This is a genomic window from Thermosipho atlanticus DSM 15807, assembly GCF_900129985.1.
GTDB lineage: Bacteria > Thermotogota > Thermotogae > Thermotogales > Fervidobacteriaceae > Thermosipho_A > Thermosipho_A atlanticus.
In genome coordinates this window covers 194,408-212,797 of the sequence record NZ_FQXN01000004.1, presented here as the reverse complement: position 1 = coordinate 212,797, position 18,390 = coordinate 194,408, and the positions used below count along the sequence as shown (strand labels likewise).

The 18,390-nt window shown below is 30.4% G+C and carries 16 protein-coding genes and 1 pseudogene; 11 read left to right on the top strand and 6 right to left on the bottom strand.

All coding sequences use genetic code 11. The features are described 5' to 3' along the window. From BUB65_RS06345 to BUB65_RS06330, 4 genes are all read left to right on the top strand, one after another. Positions 1–226: integrase core domain-containing protein (locus BUB65_RS06345; protein WP_143606678.1), on the top strand; the 226-nt coding region annotated here is incomplete at its 5' end. Between the two features lie 314 nt (positions 227–540). Beyond that, positions 541–1,809, top strand: coding sequence for an ATP-binding protein (locus BUB65_RS06340; RefSeq protein ID WP_073073322.1), 1,269 nt, complete (start codon positions 541–543; stop codon positions 1,807–1,809). A 95-nt stretch (positions 1,810–1,904) separates the two neighbouring features. After that, positions 1,905–2,105, top strand: a complete 201-nt coding sequence (locus BUB65_RS06335; protein ID WP_073073321.1) for a type II toxin-antitoxin system VapB family antitoxin — start codon at positions 1,905–1,907, stop codon at positions 2,103–2,105. Then, complete coding sequence (locus BUB65_RS06330; protein WP_200773541.1) at positions 2,102–2,353, top strand: PIN domain-containing protein; 252 nt, start codon at positions 2,102–2,104, stop codon at positions 2,351–2,353. Before BUB65_RS06335 ends, BUB65_RS06330 begins: the two co-directional genes overlap by 4 nt. Before the next feature lie 182 nt (positions 2,354–2,535). Here BUB65_RS06330 and BUB65_RS06325 read toward each other — a convergent pair whose 3' ends face one another. Next, positions 2,536–3,936 carry an ATP-binding protein gene (locus BUB65_RS06325; protein WP_084728057.1) on the bottom strand — a complete coding sequence of 467 codons (1,401 nt, stop codon included), beginning with the start codon at positions 3,934–3,936 and terminating at the stop codon, positions 2,536–2,538. Positions 3,937–4,051: 115 nt separating this feature from the next. After that, positions 4,052–5,434 carry an ATP-binding protein gene (locus tag BUB65_RS06320; protein ID WP_073073318.1) on the bottom strand — a complete coding sequence of 461 codons (1,383 nt, stop codon included), beginning with the start codon at positions 5,432–5,434 and terminating at the stop codon, positions 4,052–4,054. 215 nt (positions 5,435–5,649) lie between these two features. On the opposite strand from BUB65_RS06320, the pseudogene polC reads away from it, so the two are divergent. After that, positions 5,650–6,324: pseudogene (gene polC / locus BUB65_RS06315) on the top strand (PolC-type DNA polymerase III); the annotation flags it as partial. 72 nt (positions 6,325–6,396) lie between these two features. On the opposite strand, the gene BUB65_RS06310 reads toward polC, so the two are convergent. The 4 genes from BUB65_RS06310 to BUB65_RS06295 all read right to left on the bottom strand — a co-directional run bounded on the left by BUB65_RS06310 (position 6,397) and on the right by BUB65_RS06295 (position 10,649). Continuing rightward, entirely contained in the window at positions 6,397–7,302 is a 906-nt protein-coding gene (locus BUB65_RS06310; protein ID WP_073073316.1) for a diguanylate cyclase, read from the bottom strand. A 28-nt stretch (positions 7,303–7,330) separates the two neighbouring features. Next, complete coding sequence (locus tag BUB65_RS08525) at positions 7,331–8,041, bottom strand: acyltransferase (protein ID WP_073073314.1); 711 nt, start codon at positions 8,039–8,041, stop codon at positions 7,331–7,333. Positions 8,042–8,116: 75 nt separating this feature from the next. Next, complete coding sequence (locus BUB65_RS06300; RefSeq protein WP_073073313.1) at positions 8,117–8,767, bottom strand: anaerobic ribonucleoside-triphosphate reductase activating protein; 651 nt, start codon at positions 8,765–8,767, stop codon at positions 8,117–8,119. Between the two features lies 1 nt (position 8,768). Continuing rightward, positions 8,769–10,649 carry a ribonucleoside triphosphate reductase gene (locus tag BUB65_RS06295; RefSeq protein ID WP_073073311.1) on the bottom strand — a complete coding sequence of 627 codons (1,881 nt, stop codon included), beginning with the start codon at positions 10,647–10,649 and terminating at the stop codon, positions 8,769–8,771. A 277-nt stretch (positions 10,650–10,926) separates the two neighbouring features. Here BUB65_RS06295 and BUB65_RS06290 point away from each other — a divergent pair, with 277 nt between their 5' ends. The 6 genes from BUB65_RS06290 to BUB65_RS06265 all read left to right on the top strand — a co-directional run bounded on the left by BUB65_RS06290 (position 10,927) and on the right by BUB65_RS06265 (position 18,152). Then, positions 10,927–11,895, top strand: coding sequence for a LacI family DNA-binding transcriptional regulator (locus BUB65_RS06290; protein WP_073073309.1), 969 nt, complete (start codon positions 10,927–10,929; stop codon positions 11,893–11,895). A 61-nt stretch (positions 11,896–11,956) separates the two neighbouring features. Continuing rightward, positions 11,957–13,171 (top strand): ABC transporter substrate-binding protein, encoded by a 1,215-nt coding sequence (locus BUB65_RS06285; RefSeq protein WP_073073307.1) that lies wholly within the window; start codon positions 11,957–11,959, stop codon positions 13,169–13,171. 57 nt (positions 13,172–13,228) lie between these two features. Continuing rightward, positions 13,229–14,380 (top strand): carbohydrate ABC transporter permease, encoded by a 1,152-nt coding sequence (locus BUB65_RS06280; RefSeq protein ID WP_073073305.1) that lies wholly within the window; start codon positions 13,229–13,231, stop codon positions 14,378–14,380. Between the two features lie 11 nt (positions 14,381–14,391). Next, positions 14,392–15,285 (top strand): carbohydrate ABC transporter permease, encoded by an 894-nt coding sequence (locus BUB65_RS06275; protein ID WP_073073303.1) that lies wholly within the window; start codon positions 14,392–14,394, stop codon positions 15,283–15,285. A 13-nt stretch (positions 15,286–15,298) separates the two neighbouring features. Next, complete coding sequence (locus BUB65_RS06270) at positions 15,299–15,970, top strand: HAD family hydrolase (RefSeq protein WP_073073301.1); 672 nt, start codon at positions 15,299–15,301, stop codon at positions 15,968–15,970. Continuing rightward, positions 15,957–18,152 (top strand): glycoside hydrolase family 65 protein, encoded by a 2,196-nt coding sequence (locus BUB65_RS06265; RefSeq protein WP_200773540.1) that lies wholly within the window; start codon positions 15,957–15,959, stop codon positions 18,150–18,152. The genes BUB65_RS06270 and BUB65_RS06265 overlap by 14 nt, the downstream gene beginning before the upstream one ends. The last annotated feature ends 238 nt before the right edge of the window (positions 18,153–18,390 follow it).

Below are 18,390 nucleotides of genomic sequence, written 5' to 3'. Positions count from 1 at the left end.
GGGAATAATTCAAAGCATGTCAAGAAAGGGAATACCACAAGACAATGGACCTGTAGAAAGCTTCTTTAGTCATTTTAAAGAAGAATTGGTAAAGATACATGTGGAGAAGACAAAGGAAGAATACAAGAGGTTGATATCAGAATATATAAGATTTTACAATGAAGAGAGGTATCAAAAAAGACTAAACAACATGGCTCCGGTGGAGTACCGAAGCCATGCTGTTTGAGAAATTAATAAATTGATTTTTTTATTTGTCCCACTTCCGGGGGTAAGTCCATAATGGGGATAATTTTTTTACTTAATTTCCACTAAACACACTTAATATCAATTACAAAAATTCCATATGCTATTTCCTGACGAAAAACCCGCGTATAACCCTCCAATTATACTAAATTTTAATGTTTGTTTTTAAAATCACTTCCCAAAATTTCGTACTAATTGTGATATTGACTTCCTAAAAACTCGTACTAAAATAGAAGTATACTTCTCAAATTTTCGTGTTATAATTTAAATGAAGTATTTTTCAAAAGAGGTGGGAACATGACTTTTATTAAAAGAAATATACTCAAAAAAATCAAAAAACACCTAAACAAACCTGAAATTACCGTTATTACTGGCCCAAGGCAAAGCGGAAAAACTACAATAATGAAAATTATTGAAAAAGAACTTATTTCAAAGGGAGAAAAAACTTTATTTTTAAATCTTGATGTAGAAGAAGATATGAAATACTTTAAATCCCAAGCAGATTTATTGAAAAAAATCGAGTTAGAGATAGGTAATTCTAAAGGTTATATATTTATTGACGAAATACAAAGAAAAGAAAACGCAGGTTTATTCCTAAAAGGAATATATGATATGAATTTACCTTATAAATTCATTGTTTCGGGTTCAGGAAGTATTGAGCTCAAAGAGAAAATTCACGAATCACTTATCGGAAGAAAAAGAATTTTTGAGCTTTCAACTATAACTTTTGAAGAATTTGTAAATCATAAAACAAATTATAAGTACGAAAATAAACTAGAAAAATTTTTCAATTTAGAAGAGACTAAAACTTTATCTTTTTTAGAAGAATATATGAATTTTGGTGGTTATCCTCGAGTCATACTTGAAACAAGTTTAAAAGAAAAAAATGAGATAATTAAAGAAATTTTTCAAAGTTACATTGAAAAAGATATAACTAATTTTTTAAAAGTTGCCAAAATTAGTGAATTTAATTTATTAGTAAGGATATTATCTCATTTAATAGGAAAAACACTTAACTTTTCGAATCTTTCATCAGAAGTTGGAGTGTCTACAAAAACTTTAAAAGAATATATCTGGTATCTTCAAAAAACATACGTTATCGATACAATACAACCTTTTTTCACAAACAAAGCAAAAGAATTAACCAAGTCACCTATTTGTTACTTTAAAGATTTGGGTTTAAAAAATTATGCATCTGGTGAATTTGGAAATGTAAAAGATTACAGCTTTCTATTTCAAAATTTTGTATATATTGAATTGTATAATTTATCAAAAAAACATGATTTTTCTATTCACTATTGGAGAACAAAAGACAAAGCTGAAGTAGATTTTGTTTTAAGAAAAGGTTTAAATTTTATTCCAGTAGAAGTAAAATACAAAAACCTAAAAAAATTCGAAATTACAAGAGCCCTGAGAAGCTTTATCCAAAAATACCAACCAAATGAAGCAATAGTTGTAAATCTACTATCTAAACATGAAGAAAAATTGGGTAAAACAAAAATTCAAATAATTCCTTTTTATGAAATCAAACAAATTGTTTCTAATAATTTTGAAATTGCATTTTAAAATTATTTAAAACAACAATCAAGTATTAACCCTAAAAATTTTTTACTTGTTGACTTTTACATCTATGTGTATTGTAATGTGTATATGTGTATATGATGAGAACCAATATTGTTATTGATGATGCCCTTATTGAAGAAGCAATGAAGCTTTCAAACTTAAAAACAAAAAAAGAAGTGGTCAATCTGGCCCTTAAAGAATTTGTTCAAACCAGAAAAAGAAAAAACTTAAAAGATTTAAAAGGAAAAATAGAATTTGCTGACGATTATGATTACAAAAAGATGAGGAAATCTTTATGATACTGGTAGATATATCTGTCTTAATAGCTTTTTTAAAAGGAATTGATAATGAAAAAACCAAAAAGTTTGAATATATTTTAGATAGAAACATTCCTTTTGGAATAAATAAATTTATATACCAAGAAATACTTCAAGGAGCTAAAAACGAAAAGGAATTCAACAAACTTAAAGAATATCTTGACACGCAAACTTTTTACGAACTTAACAATGGAAAAAAATCGTTTGAAAATGCAGAAAAAGCGGTATAACCATACAAAGTACAATAGACTTGCTGATTGCACAAACTGCAATTGAAAATGATTTATACTTACTTCACGATAACAAAGACTTTTCTATGATCGCAAAAATAGAGAAGAAACTTAAGGAATTTTAGCCTTTTTGTTTAACCTCACATACTTTTCCTCAAATTTCAATCATATTTATCAACCAGCTAGATGCTATCTCCTTCAAAAATGAGTATATTTTTCTCTTTTTTTACTTTTTCAATAAAACTTTTCGTATAACCATTATATGAAAAGAAAACAAAATATAAATTTTCTAAATTTATATTCTCATTCCTTAAAAGTTTTTTTGATTTTTCAACTAAAAGGTAATATACATCTAAGTCTACTGGACTTTTTGTATATTTACATTCACCAAAAAGAATGGGATTGTTGTTATCATCTATTCCTACAATATCTATCTCTGTATCTTTTTCCCACCATCTTCCAATTTTAGACAATTTTATTGGTAGCTTATTTTTTAAATTTAACTCTATTAATTTTTCTCTGCTAATATCTTCATATACAAAACTTACATGTCTTTCTATAAAGGATTTTTTGATTATGTTCATAACAAAATCTATATTACCTATTTCTATATAACTTTTGTATGGATAAACAAACTTAAACCAAAAATCCAGAAATTTATCTTTAATTTTGTATAATCCTCTCTTACTTGTTTGCGGGTTCTTTTCTCCAACTGGAACTTCTCGCTCTAAAATATCAAGCTCAATTAAATTTTTTAAATAATAACTCAATGATGTTTGCTTTATACCCAAACTTGCTGAAATTTTCCCAAGTTTGTTATTTCCATTTGCAATGACCTTCATTAATGAAAAATATGAACCTATATCTTTTAATTCCTTTTCAAGTAAAAAGTAAGGCTCTTCGAAAAAATAAGAATTAACATTTAAAAAATTCTCTTTAATAGTATTATATATACCCTTTTTAACCTCAAGCATCTCTATATATTTGGGAACCCCTCCAGTTAAAGAATAGAGTTCAATCAAATCAATATCTTTATTTTCGAAAAAATCTTTGAAATATTCAAATCTAATTGGCTTTAGATTTATCTGACCCGTCCTTCTTCCATACAATGGGCTTGAATAAGAAAGAACCTCTCTTTTTATCATAGAAAGAGTTGAACCTGAAATTATAAGCATTATATTTTTACCTTTTAAATATTCATCCCAAGCCTTTTGCAAAATGGAAGAAAACCCTTTATTTGACTGTAATAAATATTGAAATTCATCTATTACAATAACCAATTTTTTTGTCAAATCTAAAGTAGAAATTATATAAAATAAGTCATTCCAACTCAAAACTTTATTATTAGACAATAAGGGATTTTTATATTTTAAATAGAGGATATTTTGAAATGTTTTTATGTTTTCAATTTCATTTTCCTCTGTTGCTAGAAAATAAACGCTATTTTTATTTTTAATAAATTCTTTTATAAGCCTTGTTTTTCCAACCCTTCTTCTACCATACAATACCACAAAAGAAGAAGTTTTTTTATTATATTCTTTTTCCAAAAAATTCATTTCATCAATCCTATCAATAAATTTCATCATATCACCCCTAAAAAATTATACTACATTATAGTTAACAATATTATAGTTTAAACTATAATAGTTTAAACTATAATTATGAAGAAAGCCTAAGAATTTATTAAAAGGGAATTATTTACACAAACAACAAAAACAACTCAACTGGAAGTGCAATTATGTTATCTCTTTTAAACACAGTGTTTTTTGTTACCAGTATTCCTTTTTGAAAAACCTTTTTCATTGTAAAATAATCAGATGGAGAAATTTTATTTTGAAATTTAACTTCTATAGGTATAATTTCATTTCTTAAATCAATTAAAAAATCTATTTCGTTTCCTTTTTGTGAATACCAGAAATATGGACCATTATACAACATTAATCCTTCAGATAAATTTTTTGAATATCTCAAAAGATGTGAAAAAACAACTTGCTCAATCTTTATAGGTAATCCAATTTCGATGTTTGTAATATTTTCGATCACAGATGTAATAATCAAATCTACCGGGTAAATCTTTTTTTGCTTCTTTGGTTTAATTACTTTTTTAGAGAAATCATAAAAAAACAAAATTCCAAAAAGAAAATTCATACTTAATAAATTGAAATAATCTTCTATTGTATTTTTTGAACTAACTCCTTCTATATCGTTAGAAAGTGAATTCCAGGAAAAGCGTTGACCTATCAGATCTGGTGTTTTAAAAAGCAATTGATTTAATATTATTCTTGAACGATTAAATCGTTCAACATCTCCATATAAATAATTTTTGTACACATTTAGGGTTTCTTCTGAGATAACATTATTCTCTAAAAAATCATTGATTACTTTTGGAAATCCTCCAGTTATAATATACATTTTAAAATCATCCTTAAATCTTGAATTTTTTAAATTTATTGCTTTTAACTCTTCCTCATTCATTTCAAATAAATCTTCCAAGTTATACTGAAAATCGATTCCGTATTTTTGTGTAGTATATTCTTTAAAGGTAACTGGTAAATACACTACATCCTTCCCAAATTCTCTTCTTCCTGGAAGTCTTTCTGAAGATTTTTTCGAATCGTATGAAGAAGAGCCAGTTAACACAACGAATGTATTTTCCAATTTTCCCGTATCATATAAATATTTGATTGATTTTTGCCAATTACTTACACTGGAAACTTCATCAAGTAATAAATACACTTTTTCTTTGTTATTACTTTTCCCATTCATTAAAAAATAATCTAATAAAAGTTGAGTGAGTTCATTTTCATCTTTTATTAGATCAAGTGTAACGTAAAGAATATTAGATGGGTTAATATTCTTTTCAATAAGGTCTTTTATAAGTAATTTTAATACTGTTGTTTTCCCAATTTGCCTTGGACCTTTTATTATATAAATTCCATTTTTATAATTTTTCAACTCGTTCATAAAATAAGGTATATATTTAAATTTACTTTTCTCAAACTTTCTTATATGCATGTCAAAATTTATTGATTCCCTATCTTCCCACCATGGATTTTGCCTATAAATATATGAAAAATCCATATTCTTCACCTCCCAGGTTAACTATATTATAACATACAGTCAGTATACTGACCAAAATGGGCCTTATTTAGTCAACGAACTGACAAATTTGGTACTAATTTATCCATTCCATTGTTAAAATACTTAAAATTTGGTTTTTCAAAACCAAGAAACTCTTAACAAATTTTAGAATTTTTTAATTAATCATCTGAGAATCTACACAATCAAATTTTATTGGAATTTTATTAATTGGTACAAACTTTGTTCAAGAAATGCTGAAAGAAACAAGACCAAAAACATTTGCTGAACTTGTTCGAATCTCAGGACTTTCCCATGGAACGGATGTTTGGCTAAACAATGCACAGGAAATAATTAGGTCTGGAAAAGCAACTCTCTCGGAGGTTATTTCCTGTCGTGATGACATTATGAACTTCCTCATTCAACACGGCGTTGAAGAATCAACTGCCTTTAAAATCATGGAAAAGGTAAGAAAAGGTAAAGGATTATCTGAAGATGACGAACAAATTATGAAAGAAAAGAAAATACCAGAATGGTTTATCCAATCTTGTAAAAAGATAAAATATCTATTTCCCAAAGCACATGCTGTTGCATATGTAAGTATGGCATTTAGAATTGCATACTTTAAAGTACACCATCCCCTTGCATATTACGCAGCTTTTTTCTCTATAAAAGGGGGGGAATTCCCATTAGATATAATTTTGAAAGGACCAAAATATATAAAGAAAAGAATAATGGAACTATCAGTTAACATGAAAAAAGATATTAAAGAAAGAGGCGAAGAAAAAGTCCTTGAAGCAACTCTCGAAATGTATCTCAGGGGGATACATTTCTTACCACCGGATATTTTAAAGAGTGATTACAGAAAATTCTTAATTGAAAAAGGAAGACTCATTTCCAGAAACCGATCAACCAACTTTGTTTTAAGTTTTAAATAATTACCCCCACAATTTGTGAGGGTAATTTCATGAGATTGTATAAGTATTTTTTCCTTTTAATTTACTTTCATACATTAACTTATCCGCCCTTCTCAAAATTGACTGTACAGTATCATCTTCTTTAATCATAGTACCTCCTATAGAAGCTGAAGTTTTTATAACATCTCCAGATTCTGTTTTAAAAAAGGAATATTCCACAAGCATTTTGATCTTTCTAGCAAGAAATTCAATGGAAAACTTATCATTAATTTCAGAAATAACAACAAATTCATCGCCACCAAATCTTGCAACAATGTCATCTGCCCTCAAATTATTCTTTAAACTCTCAGCTATTATCTTCAATACTTTATCACCCATACAATGGCCATGTACATCATTTATAACTTTAAAATCATCGAGATCTAAAAACAAGACACATATCTTTCTTTTATATCTCTTTACCTCCTTTATCTTCTTATTAAGAAAAAACTCTAACCCTTTCCTATTAAAAACACCAGTTAAATCGTCTACATAGGATTGCTCCTTACATTCTTCGAGCTCTCTTCTTAAAGAAGTTTGCTCTATAGCACTATTGAAAACACATATTGCACCAATTACTTTTTCCATATCATCAATTACAGGAAAAGTTTTAAGGTTCACAGGAACCCTATAACCATTTCTGTGATGCAAAAAAACATGTTTTTCAACGTATTTATTTTCTTTAATTGCAATTACTAACGGGCAATCTTTATCGCATAACTGCATGCCGCTTTCATCGATATGTCTTAAATCATCATTAAAACAATACTTTCCTACAACTTCCTTCGATTGATAGCCCGTAATTTCTTCAGCTCTTTTATTCCAGTATAATATCTTTCGATTAGTATCCACTAAATAAACGCCATCTGATATATAATTTAAAAGATTTTTAAAGGTTTTTTCTGTTAAAATCACTTAAATTACCCCTTTAATTTTCACTTTATTATTTATTAAATTCCCTCGCCGGATTTCCCACAACGATCTTTCCTTCTTTTACATCTTTTGTAACAACTGAACCTGCTCCAACGAATGCACCTTCACCTATTACCTTTCCAGGTAATATAGTTGCATTAACTCCTATTCTAGATTTTCTTTTTGCAACAAGTCCTTTCATTTTACTAAATCTATCTGGATCTCTACCCGCTGAATTATCATTTGATGTTGCAACACATGGAGCCACGAAAACTTCATCTTCCAATTCAGAATAGGCTGTAATGTACGCATTAGTTTCTATCTTACATTTACTTCCTATCTTACAATAATTTTCTATTGCAACGTTTCTACCAACAATAGTCATATCCCCTATTGTTACATCTTCCCTAACTGTAGCAAGATCCGCAATTAAACATTTTTTACCTATTTCACATCCTGCGTATATAACTGCGGAAGTACCAATTATACAATCATCACCTATTTTGCAAGGAGGTTTTTCATTTTCCCCTTTAAAAATACTAATTGCAGCTCTCATTGGTTGTTTGCCAATTACTACGTTGTCATCTATCCTTACATTGCTACCTATTACTGTACCTTTGTAAATAGTAACGTTATTTCCAATAACACAGTTATCACCAATTACTACATCGTCTTCAATAACTGTAAAACGACCTATTTTTACATTTTTCCCTATCTTTGCTTTTTCAGATATATAGTTCATACTATCCCTCCACATTGTATATTTTAAAGTTATCACTTTTTAATTATACCATATTAATCTATTTAAAAAATATTATCATCTCAAAACCAATTTTGTTAAATTTAACTTATACCTATCCTCGTTAAATTTAACCTTAAACAACTCTGTAGAATTTGCAATAGTAATATATCCTTTTTCATTTTCACTTAAAAGGTTTTCAAAAAACTTTATATCTTCAGTAGTTGAAAGACCTGGAACATACGTCATTCTAAATTCATATTCAACTTTTGAACCTTTCAAAACATCTATCGTTTTTGAAACAAATTGCCAGTAATTAACAGAAATACCTGTTAATTTTGGATAATTCTTAGAACTTGCCTTTATATCAACTGCAACGTAGTCCAACAATTTTTGGTTTAATAACATTTCAATCATTTGTGGATTTGTACCATTGGTATCCAATTTTATTAAATACCCCATTTGTTTAACTTTGTACACAAAAGCTGGTAAATCAATATGAATAGTTGGTTCTCCCCCTGTAATACAAACGGCACTTAATCTCTTTTTTAAATAACTTAACTTTTCTAATATTTTTTCTTCGGAAACCAGTTCAAACTTTTTAGAATATGCTATCCTCCAGTTATGACACCACTTGCATCTAAAATTACAACCGGCTGTATATACAACAGCTGAAATCTTTTTAGGATAATCCACAAAACTGAACGTCCTTACTCCAGCAAATTTCATATTACCAACTCCTTAAAAGCTCCCTACTTATCCTAAATTGATTTCTTTCGTGATATTCCTGTTGTTTACCATCATTCCAATTTTGAACAGGTCTATAATATCCAACTACCCTTGAATAAACTTCCGTTTTCCTTTTACAGTAAGGACACTCAAAGTGTTCTCCTGCGATATAACCGTGTTCCGGACAAATTGAAAAAGTGGGGGTTATACTCATATATGGTAAAGAATAATTTGTAAAGCTATACTTTATAAATTCCTTTAAAACTTCAGCATCTGTAATTTTTTCTCCAACAAAGATGTGAATAACCGTCCCACCTGTCCATTTGTTTTGTAAACCCTCTTGATGTTCTAATAAGTCAAAAGGATCTTCAAAATAATTTACAGGTGGATGAACAGAATTGGTGTAATATGGTCTTTCCTTAGAACCAGATTGCTTGATATCGTCACCAAATTCCGCTCTATCAATTTTTGCTAATCTGTAAGAAGCTCCTTCGGCTGGCGAAGCTTCTAAGTTATACAAATTCCCCGTTTCTTTATTGAATTCGTCCAACCTTTTTAACATATAATCCATTATCTCCTGGGCAAATTTCTTTCCTTCTGGATTGGCTATTCCACCTTCAAATCCAAAATTCAACAAACCTTCGTGCATTCCGACAAAACCAATTGTTGAAAAATGATTAGCCCAATATTGACCAGTAAGTTTATATACACTATCTAAATAAACTTTAGTGTATGGATATAAACCTTGTTTTGTCCATTTTTCAATGTAAATTCTCTTTAACTCTAAACTTTCCTTTGCTAAGTTCATAACTTCATCCAACAAGGAATAAAATTTATCTTTATCTTTCTTTGATAAATACATCAATCTAGGCATATTAATCGTAACAACACCGATAGATCCTGTTAATGGATTTGAACTGAATAAACCTCCTCGTCTTTTTATTTCAGTTTTTTCATCTTTCCCTTTGTCTTCATTAACAAAACCAAATGAAAGTTGTCTCATATGTTCTAACACTTGTCTATTATCCAATTTTAATCTACAACACATTGACCTTGCATCCTCAGGATTCATATCCGAGTTTATATAATTTGCAAAATAAGGTGTTCCATATTTCATTGTCATAACCATAATTAAAGTGGCAACTTCACTATCCCAATTAAAATCCTCTGTGATATTGTAAGTCGGTATAGGGAAAGAAAAAGGTCTTCCTTCATGATCTCCTTCAAGCATAACTTCAATAAAGGCTTTATTTAAAATGTCCATTTCTTCTTGAAACTCTGCATATGTTTCTTCCCTTTCAACACCCCCGACAATTACCTTTTTACTTTTGTACATAGATGGAACAGTTAAATCCATTGTTAAATTACTAAACGGTGATTGAAAACCAACCCTTGTTGGAACATTCATGTTAAATATAAATTCTTGCATAGCTTGTTTTACTTCATCGTACGATAACCCATCATACCTTATAAACGGAGCTAACAACGTATCGAAATTTGAAAATGCAACTGCCCCTGCTACTTCTCCCTGCATTGTATAAAGAAAGTTCACTATCTGCCCTAAAGCCGTTCTAAAATGTCTCGCAGGCCCCGATGCAACTTTTCCCGGGACACCATTAAAGCCCCTTCTTAATAACTCTTCTAGGTCCCAACCACAACAATATGAAGATAACGAACCCAAATCATGAATGTGCATGAAGCCTCTAATATAATACTCGCTAATTTTTTTGTTGTGTTTTCCATACACTTCCTTTAACCAAAAATATTTGGTTACTTCCTGGTGAATATGGTTATTAAGTCCCTGAAGGGAATATTGCATATTTGAATTTTCTCTAACCCTCCAACTCTTGTTTTCGATATAATTCTTTATTAATTCTTCCATTTTTATCCCCCTTATCTATGTTTTACATATCATATACAATATATTGTGTATTGTAGTAATAGTATATAACAATATATAGTATTCAGTCAAGTTACACTTTTAATTTAGGTAATGTGTCTTTTAAAAAACCACGAAATTTTTCAAAGATTAAAGAATTTTTAAATTAAATTCAAGATAAAATAGATAATTCTAAATAACCGCATTAAATAGAATTTTGTATTCAAAAAGATTTTTGATAGCATGTCTGTGTAATCGATTACATCAAGGGGGAATTTTTTTGAAAATAAAAGATATTGCAAAAATAGCTGGAGTGTCTGTTGCAACTGTATCAAGGGTTATAAACAACTCACCAAAAGTTAGACCTGAGACAAGGGAAAAAATATTAAAAATAATCGAAGAATACAAATATGAACCCGATCATTTTGCAAAAAGTCTCAGAAAAAGACAATCAAATATCATTGGAATACTTTTATTGAGAAACTCCCTTTCAACCGAAGATTCATATACTAATCCATTTCTAAGTGGAGCTCTTGAATATCTTTTTCACCACGATTTGAAACTTGTGCTGGATTCTTGTGATACTAGAAACAACCTATTACATTACAAAAAACTTATAAAAAGTAAACTAGTGAGTGGTTTCATTATTACCGATTTAAGGGAAGATGATGAAAGAATAGAATATCTTAATTCAATCAACTTTCCATACGTAGTTATAGGTCGAAACAAAAAGAATAATTTCATTTATATTGATCCTGATAACGAGCAAGGTGGATACTTAGGAGTAGAACACTTAGTTGAAATAGGTTGTAAAAAAATACTTTATATAAGCGGAAGTAAAGGACCAGTTGTAACTGAACAAAGACTTACTGGGGTACTAAAGGCAAAAGAAAAATTCAACGTTGAAATAACAATAAAGTACGGTGATTTTTCCAAAGAATCCGGTTATATGATAGCAAAGAAAGCAAAACTTGAAAAATACGACGGAATCTTCTGTGCCTCCGATTTAATGGCTTACGGTGTTTTCAACTATATGAAAGAAAAAAATATCGAAAAACCACTCATTGGTTTTGATGATTTACCATCATCAAAAATACTTGGAATAACATCTATTAACCAGAAAATCTTCGATGTAGGATTTAATGCTGCAAAAATGCTACACAAAATTATCAACAAAGAAAAAGTAAAAAGCATGCTACTTCCAGTTGAAATCTCAGCAAGAGAAAGCACTTTAAAATTCAAAAAATAGTTTTTGTTTTTTCTTTTTAAAGAATGTAATCGATTTCACACTTTCAAAAGGAGGGGTTAGTATGAAAAAGGTATTTTTGGTATTTTTAACTGTGTTAATAGTTTCGATGGCGTTTTCTGTAACTACTATAACTATTTCCGGTTGGCCAGGAAATCCAGATGAAGAAGCTGCTATAAAAGCTGCCGTTGATGAATTTAACGCAACACATAAAGATATACAAATAAATTGGGAACCCATTCCTGGAAATTATCTTGAAACCCTTAAAACAAGACTTTCCGCTGGAACAGCACCGGATATTTTCTACGTTGATGTTTACTTTTTTGAAGAACTTGCTGGGAAAAACGTACTTTTGCCTTTAGATATTTTCATCAAAAAAGATAACTTCGATTTAAGTGCATATTTCGAACCTCTTGTTGAAGCTTTCAAATTCAACAACAGAGTATATGGTATCGCAAAAGACTTCTCCACCCTCGCTCTATACTATAACAAGGAAATATTTGACAAGTACGGTGTACCATATCCAACAAATGATGACACATGGTTTGATCTCCTTGACAAGGCACTACAATTAAAGAGAAAAGGGTTTGAAACACCGTTAGTATTAGCTGCCGACTTTAACAGAGTCATTCCATTCATCCTTGGAGCAGGTGGAAAACTCGTTGATGAAAATTTGAATACAGCCCTTGATACACCAGCTTCAAGATTTGGAATTAAGTTCTACATTGACATGGTTACAAAGTATAAGGTAGCTGTTGAACCTCAACAAGTGGGAGCAGGTTGGATAGGTGAAGCATTGGGAAAAGAAAAAGTAGCCATGGCAATGACGGGACCATGGACACTCGGTTTCTTAAAAGGTTCCTATCCTGATGTTTACAAGAAAATCGGTGTAGTTGAAATGCCGAGCCTTATTAAAAAATCAACCATGGTCTACACTGTTTCCTGGTCAATTAACAGGAGCACACCACACAAAAGCGAAGCATGGGAAGTATTAAAATTCCTTGTCACAAGAGGACAAGAAATATTTGTCAAAAGAGCAGGAGTCCTAGCATCCAGAAAAGATATAGCTGCCAAAGATACCGATCCTATTAAAGTTCCTTTCTACAAGGGTGCAGAATATGCATATCCATGGAGAGTTCCTACACCAACTGGTATATTCTCAGTTGCCAACGATCAAATCAATTCTAGATTAAAAGATTTATTCTATGGAAAGATTACTTTAGATGAAGCTTTAAAACAAATTAAAGAAAACTACCTTGATTGGGTAAGCGGAAAATAATAACTTTGGTATGCTGGAGGGGAGAACATTCTTCCCCTCCTTTTTCGGAGGTGCTATATGATAAGAAAAACTAAAGAAGCAGTTGCTGGCTATATTTTTTCTTTACCTATTATTCTAACAGTTATTATTTTTACAATTTATCCAATTTTTGCGGCATTCTATTATAGTTTTACAGATTACAATCCACTTAATGCTAGAAATCTCGAAACAAAGTTTAACCCTCAAGAAGCCCTTGAATTTCATTTGGGCGTTTTTCAAAGTGATGTCTCATCGGTGGACGAGATAAAAGATTACTTTGATCTCCTTTCGTTTATAAAATACGACGTTGGTGTAAACCTCGACGAAAACAAAGAGAAAATTGTTTTGGAAAATTTTGACACGCAAAAGCTATTAAAAGATTTTGTCGATGGAAAATTAAACAAGGAAATGAAATTATCTCAATTCATGGCAGAGTATCTAAAAACTGGTGCAAAATACTTTAGAAGGTATATTCCAAACTTTTTAGGACTTGATAATTTTAAAAAAATGTTTAACGATCAATATTTCAAAATTTCTCTCTTTAACACATTTTTCTACACTATAATTGTTGTACCTGTTCAAACATTCCTAGCTTTAGTTTTAGCAGTAGCAGCAAATTCAAAGATAAGAGGAGTGAAATTTTTTAAGGTCACATTCTTTATACCTTCTATAACTTCATCTGCTGCTATTTCTATGATTTTTTGGATGATTTATTCAAAACCTGGTGTTCTAAACCGTCTATTGGGATATTTTGGTTTTCAACCAATTGCGTGGCTCGAAAACCCAAACACGGCTCTCCCTGCAGTTATGCTTATGAATATCTGGACAACAGCAGGATACTTTATGATTACCTTTCTTGCTGGTCTTCAAGATATTCCAAATTCTATTTATGAAGCAGCACGAATTGACGGTGCAACACCAAATAAAATATTCTGGAAGATAATTCTGCCATTACTTAGACCTCAAATTCTCTTTGTTGCAACTATGGGTACTATTGGTTGTATGCAAGTTTTTGACCAGATATACTTTTTAATTAAAAATATGAGAAATATAACCATATCTTTCTATATTTACAAAAATGCATTCGAATATGGAAATATGGGATATGCTTCCGCTTTATCCCTCGTTCTGTTCGTAATAATACTACTTTTAACATTTATCCAAAGAAAATTAGTAAAGGAAACTTATTGAGGTGAAAAAAAATGAGAAGAAAAATAAAAATTTCACTGGTTATTTCATATACCGTGCTTATCATATACGCACTTGTTTCGCTGTTCCCGTTTGTATGGGCATTTTTGGTTTCAATTACACCTCTTAACGGTGTGGACCCAGTAACGGGTGAAAAATTTGGAGTGGATATAATGAAGTGGCCACCTGAGATAAATTTATTTAGAATACCTCCAAAGGTATTTGGTGTAGATGCCACTTTTGAAAATTACAAGAAAATTTTCGAAGTAGTTCCATATTATTCTAGATGGTTTTTAAATACCGTTATTTATGCTTCTATTCTTACAATTGGAAATGTTTTGCTTGATACCCTTGGTGGATATGCATTTGCAAGGCTAAAGTTTCCCTTTAAAAACGTGTGGTTTACACTTTTTCTTGCAACTATGATGGTTCCTTTTCAAGTAACCATGATACCCCAATACAACCTCATGGTAAAATTTGGCCTTGTTAACACATATCCAGGTTTAATTATTCCAAAACTTACAAGTGTCTTTGGTCTATTCCTCATGAGACAGTTTTTCTTAAACTTCCCTAAAGAACTCGAAGAGGCTGCGGTAATTGACGGAGCAGGTATTTTTAAGTCTTTCTTTAAAATTGTTCTACCAAATGCAAAACCTGCAATTACTGCTCTTTCAATCTACACATTTCTTGGTGCTTGGAATGATTTTATGTGGCCGTTAATAATGACTTCCACTAAAGAAATGTATACATTAACCATGGGGCTTAACTTTTTTAAAACATCGTATTATACATTCTGGCAATATATGATGGCTGCAACAATATTAATGACTATCCCCATGATCATTATTTTCCTTTCATTCCAAAAACAATTTGTTGAAACTGGAAAATTATCAGCTGTAAAAGGATAAAGGAGGAATATAAATGCTTGAAGCCGTTATATTCGATATGGATGGAGTAATAACTGATACTGTTCCTCTTCACTTCAAAGCATGGAAAAAGATGTTTGAAAAACATGGTTACAACTTTGATTTTCAAACTTACAAAGAAAAAGTTGATGGAAAACCAAGACTGGATGGTATCGCATCTGTAGCAGTTGGAGTAAATAAAGAAGAATTGGTAAAGATGGCTGAAGAAAAACAAAATTACTTTCTTGAACTTGTCGAAAAAGAACCTCCAAAGGTATTTGAAGATACGCTAAAACTAATTAAATTGCTAAAAGAAAACAATATAAAAATTGCAGTTGCTTCTTCTAGTAAAAATACAAAAGTCATACTCGAAAATATTGGAATATTAAACATATTCGACGCTATTGTAACGGGCTATGATTTTAAAAAAGGAAAACCTAACCCAGAAATCTTTCAAATAGCAGCAGAAAGATTGAATGTTAAAAATTCTAATTGTATAGTTGTGGAAGACTCCATTGAAGGAGTTAAAGCAGGCAACAACGCAGGTATGAAGACAATTGGAATAGCAAGGCACGGTAATGAAAGTGAGCTTTCACACGCAAATGTTGTTGTTTCATCTTTAAATGAAATAACCATTGATTTTCTGAAAAAACTTTGCTCTGAGGAGGATGAACATGACGGCAAATAAATGGATAATTGAAGACACAAAATTCGAAGTTAATAACGTTAAAGAAACTATATTCACACTCGCAAATGGAAAGATTGGAGTTAGGGGAACTCACGAAGAACTTTTTGAAGCTGAAACTCCTGGTACATATGTTGCAGGCATTTTTGATAAATCTGAAGCACAAGTAAAGGAACTTGTAAATTTACCATATTTCTGGGGACTTAGAATCTACATTGGTAATGAATTTTTAAATCCCCTTGAATGTGAGATTCTTGATTACAAAAGACATTTAAATATGAAAGAAGCAGCTATTTATAGATATTTAAAAGTTAAAGATAAAAAAGGACGCATAACTATAATACGAGGAATAAAATTTTTAAGTTTTAAGAAAAGAAACCTTGCACTAGCAAAATACGAAATTACCCCCGAAAATTATGACGAAAAGATATACATTGAACACTTTATCGATGGAACAACAAAAAATTCAAAGAAGAATCCCGCAGAAAAGGTAAAGCATTACAAACTTAAAAATACAAAAGTTAGTAATGATTATATTTACACAGAAGCACATACGAGAGAATCACATTACAAAGTGTCAATAATATCATTTTTAGACTGTAGAGGTAACAAAATCTCAAAAGATTTAGATGACTCTATTACCCAAACTGTGGAAATATTCCCCAAAAAAGGCGAAAAATTTTCAGTCACCGTTTATACAAGTATCATATCGAATAGAGAAATTGAAAATCTATTTACTGAAAACTTAAAAGAATTGAACAAAGCAAAAGATATGGGTTTTGAAAAACTTTTTGATGAACACAAAAAAGAACTTGAAAGACTCTGGAAGATAGCAAATATAGATATTGAAGGTGATGAAAAAGCGGATAAAGCTTTAAGATTCAACATCTTCGTATTATTATCCATGGGAAATCCAGACGATGAGAAAGTAAGTATAGCGGCAAAAGGTTTACATGGCGAAGGATATAAAGGACACGTATTCTGGGACACAGAAATCTATATGCTTCCATTTTATATTTACGTATATCCAAAAGCTGCTAGAGCAATGTTGATGTATAGATATCACACATTACAAGCTGCAATTAATAACGCAAGAAAAAATGGATATAAAGGAGCACAATACCCGTGGGAATCTGCTGATACAGGTGAAGAAGAAACACCAAAATGGGGTGAAGACTATTACGGTAATAAAGTGAGAATTTGGACGGGAGACATAGAATACCATATAACAGCAGATGTAGCAGTTGCAATAGTCGAATATCTAAAAGCAACTAATGACTGGGATTTTTTCTTAAACTATGGTTTTGAAATATTACTTGAAACAGCGAGATTTTGGAGCAGTAGGGTAGAGTTTAACTCTAAAAAAGAGCGGTATGAGATAAATAACGTAATTGGGCCAGATGAATTCCATGAACATGTAAATAACAACTTTTATACTAATTTTCTTGCAAAATGGAATATATTAAAAGCTATAGAATATACAAATTTTGTAAAAAATAACTATCCAAAAGAATATGAAAAAACAATTAAAAAAGTTGGATTAACGGAAAAAGAAATTAAACATTGGAAGGAAGTAGCTAATAAACTGTACATTCCTTGGGATAAAAAATCCCATTTAATTGAGCAATTTGAAGGTTATTTTAATTTGGAAGATAAAAAGATTACAGAATTTGATGAAAAAAATATGCCAGTATGGCCCAAAGGAGTTGATCTATCAAATCTCAATAACTACCAGTTAATAAAACAACCCGACGTTATCATGGCAATGTTTGTGCTACCCCAAGAATTCGATGATATCACTAAAAAAGTTAACTATGAATATTACGAACAAAGGACTATGCACAAATCATCACTTAGTCCAAGTATCTATGCAATTCTTGGTTTAACTATTGGAAATCATGAAAAGGCATATCAACACTTTATGAGAACAGCCCTTGTAGATCTGGAAAACAACCAAGGTAACACGGAACATGGAATTCATGCTGCAAGTGCTGGAGGAACATGGCAAGCGGCAATATTCGGATTTGGTGGGATGAGAATTGAAAATGACACACTTTCATTTCATCCATGGCTTCCAAAACACTGGAAATCTATGAGCTACAAGATAATATTCAAAGAAAATATCTACAATGTTTTTATAACAAATCAAAATGTAAAAATTACTAAAATTCCTTATCTAAAGTAATTACAAATTTTTTGTAGTAATCTCCACCATCGTGGTGGAGATTATTTTTCAACAACTTTTTTTCATACCTAATAACATCTACATATCTCAATTTAACTGTTTTTACTTATTTTCAACATTTCCTTATTTAAATCCTAGAATTTTAGAAGTTGTTTTGAAACATTAATATTTTTATATGACTTTAAAAAGACAAATTCAATAAAATTTTGTTTTTTTATAATTATATGTTAAAATATTA

Coding starts and splice junctions, on each gene's coding strand:
- BUB65_RS06335 (WP_073073321.1), top strand. CDS start 1,905: ATGAGAACCAATATTGTTATTGATGATGCCCTTATTGAAGAAGCAATG.
- BUB65_RS06325 (WP_084728057.1), bottom strand. CDS start 3,936: ATGAAATTTATTGATAGGATTGATGAAATGAATTTTTTGGAAAAAGAA.
- BUB65_RS06330 (WP_200773541.1), top strand. CDS start 2,102: ATGATACTGGTAGATATATCTGTCTTAATAGCTTTTTTAAAAGGAATT.
- BUB65_RS06270 (WP_073073301.1), top strand. CDS start 15,299: ATGCTTGAAGCCGTTATATTCGATATGGATGGAGTAATAACTGATACT.
- BUB65_RS06295 (WP_073073311.1), bottom strand. CDS start 10,649: ATGGAAGAATTAATAAAGAATTATATCGAAAACAAGAGTTGGAGGGTT.
- BUB65_RS08525 (WP_073073314.1), bottom strand. CDS start 8,041: ATGAACTATATATCTGAAAAAGCAAAGATAGGGAAAAATGTAAAAATA.
- BUB65_RS06265 (WP_200773540.1), top strand. CDS start 15,957: ATGACGGCAAATAAATGGATAATTGAAGACACAAAATTCGAAGTTAAT.
- BUB65_RS06320 (WP_073073318.1), bottom strand. CDS start 5,434: ATGGATTTTTCATATATTTATAGGCAAAATCCATGGTGGGAAGATAGG.
- BUB65_RS06285 (WP_073073307.1), top strand. CDS start 11,957: ATGAAAAAGGTATTTTTGGTATTTTTAACTGTGTTAATAGTTTCGATG.
- BUB65_RS06340 (WP_073073322.1), top strand. CDS start 541: ATGACTTTTATTAAAAGAAATATACTCAAAAAAATCAAAAAACACCTA.
- BUB65_RS06280 (WP_073073305.1), top strand. CDS start 13,229: ATGATAAGAAAAACTAAAGAAGCAGTTGCTGGCTATATTTTTTCTTTA.
- BUB65_RS06300 (WP_073073313.1), bottom strand. CDS start 8,767: ATGAAATTTGCTGGAGTAAGGACGTTCAGTTTTGTGGATTATCCTAAA.
- BUB65_RS06275 (WP_073073303.1), top strand. CDS start 14,392: ATGAGAAGAAAAATAAAAATTTCACTGGTTATTTCATATACCGTGCTT.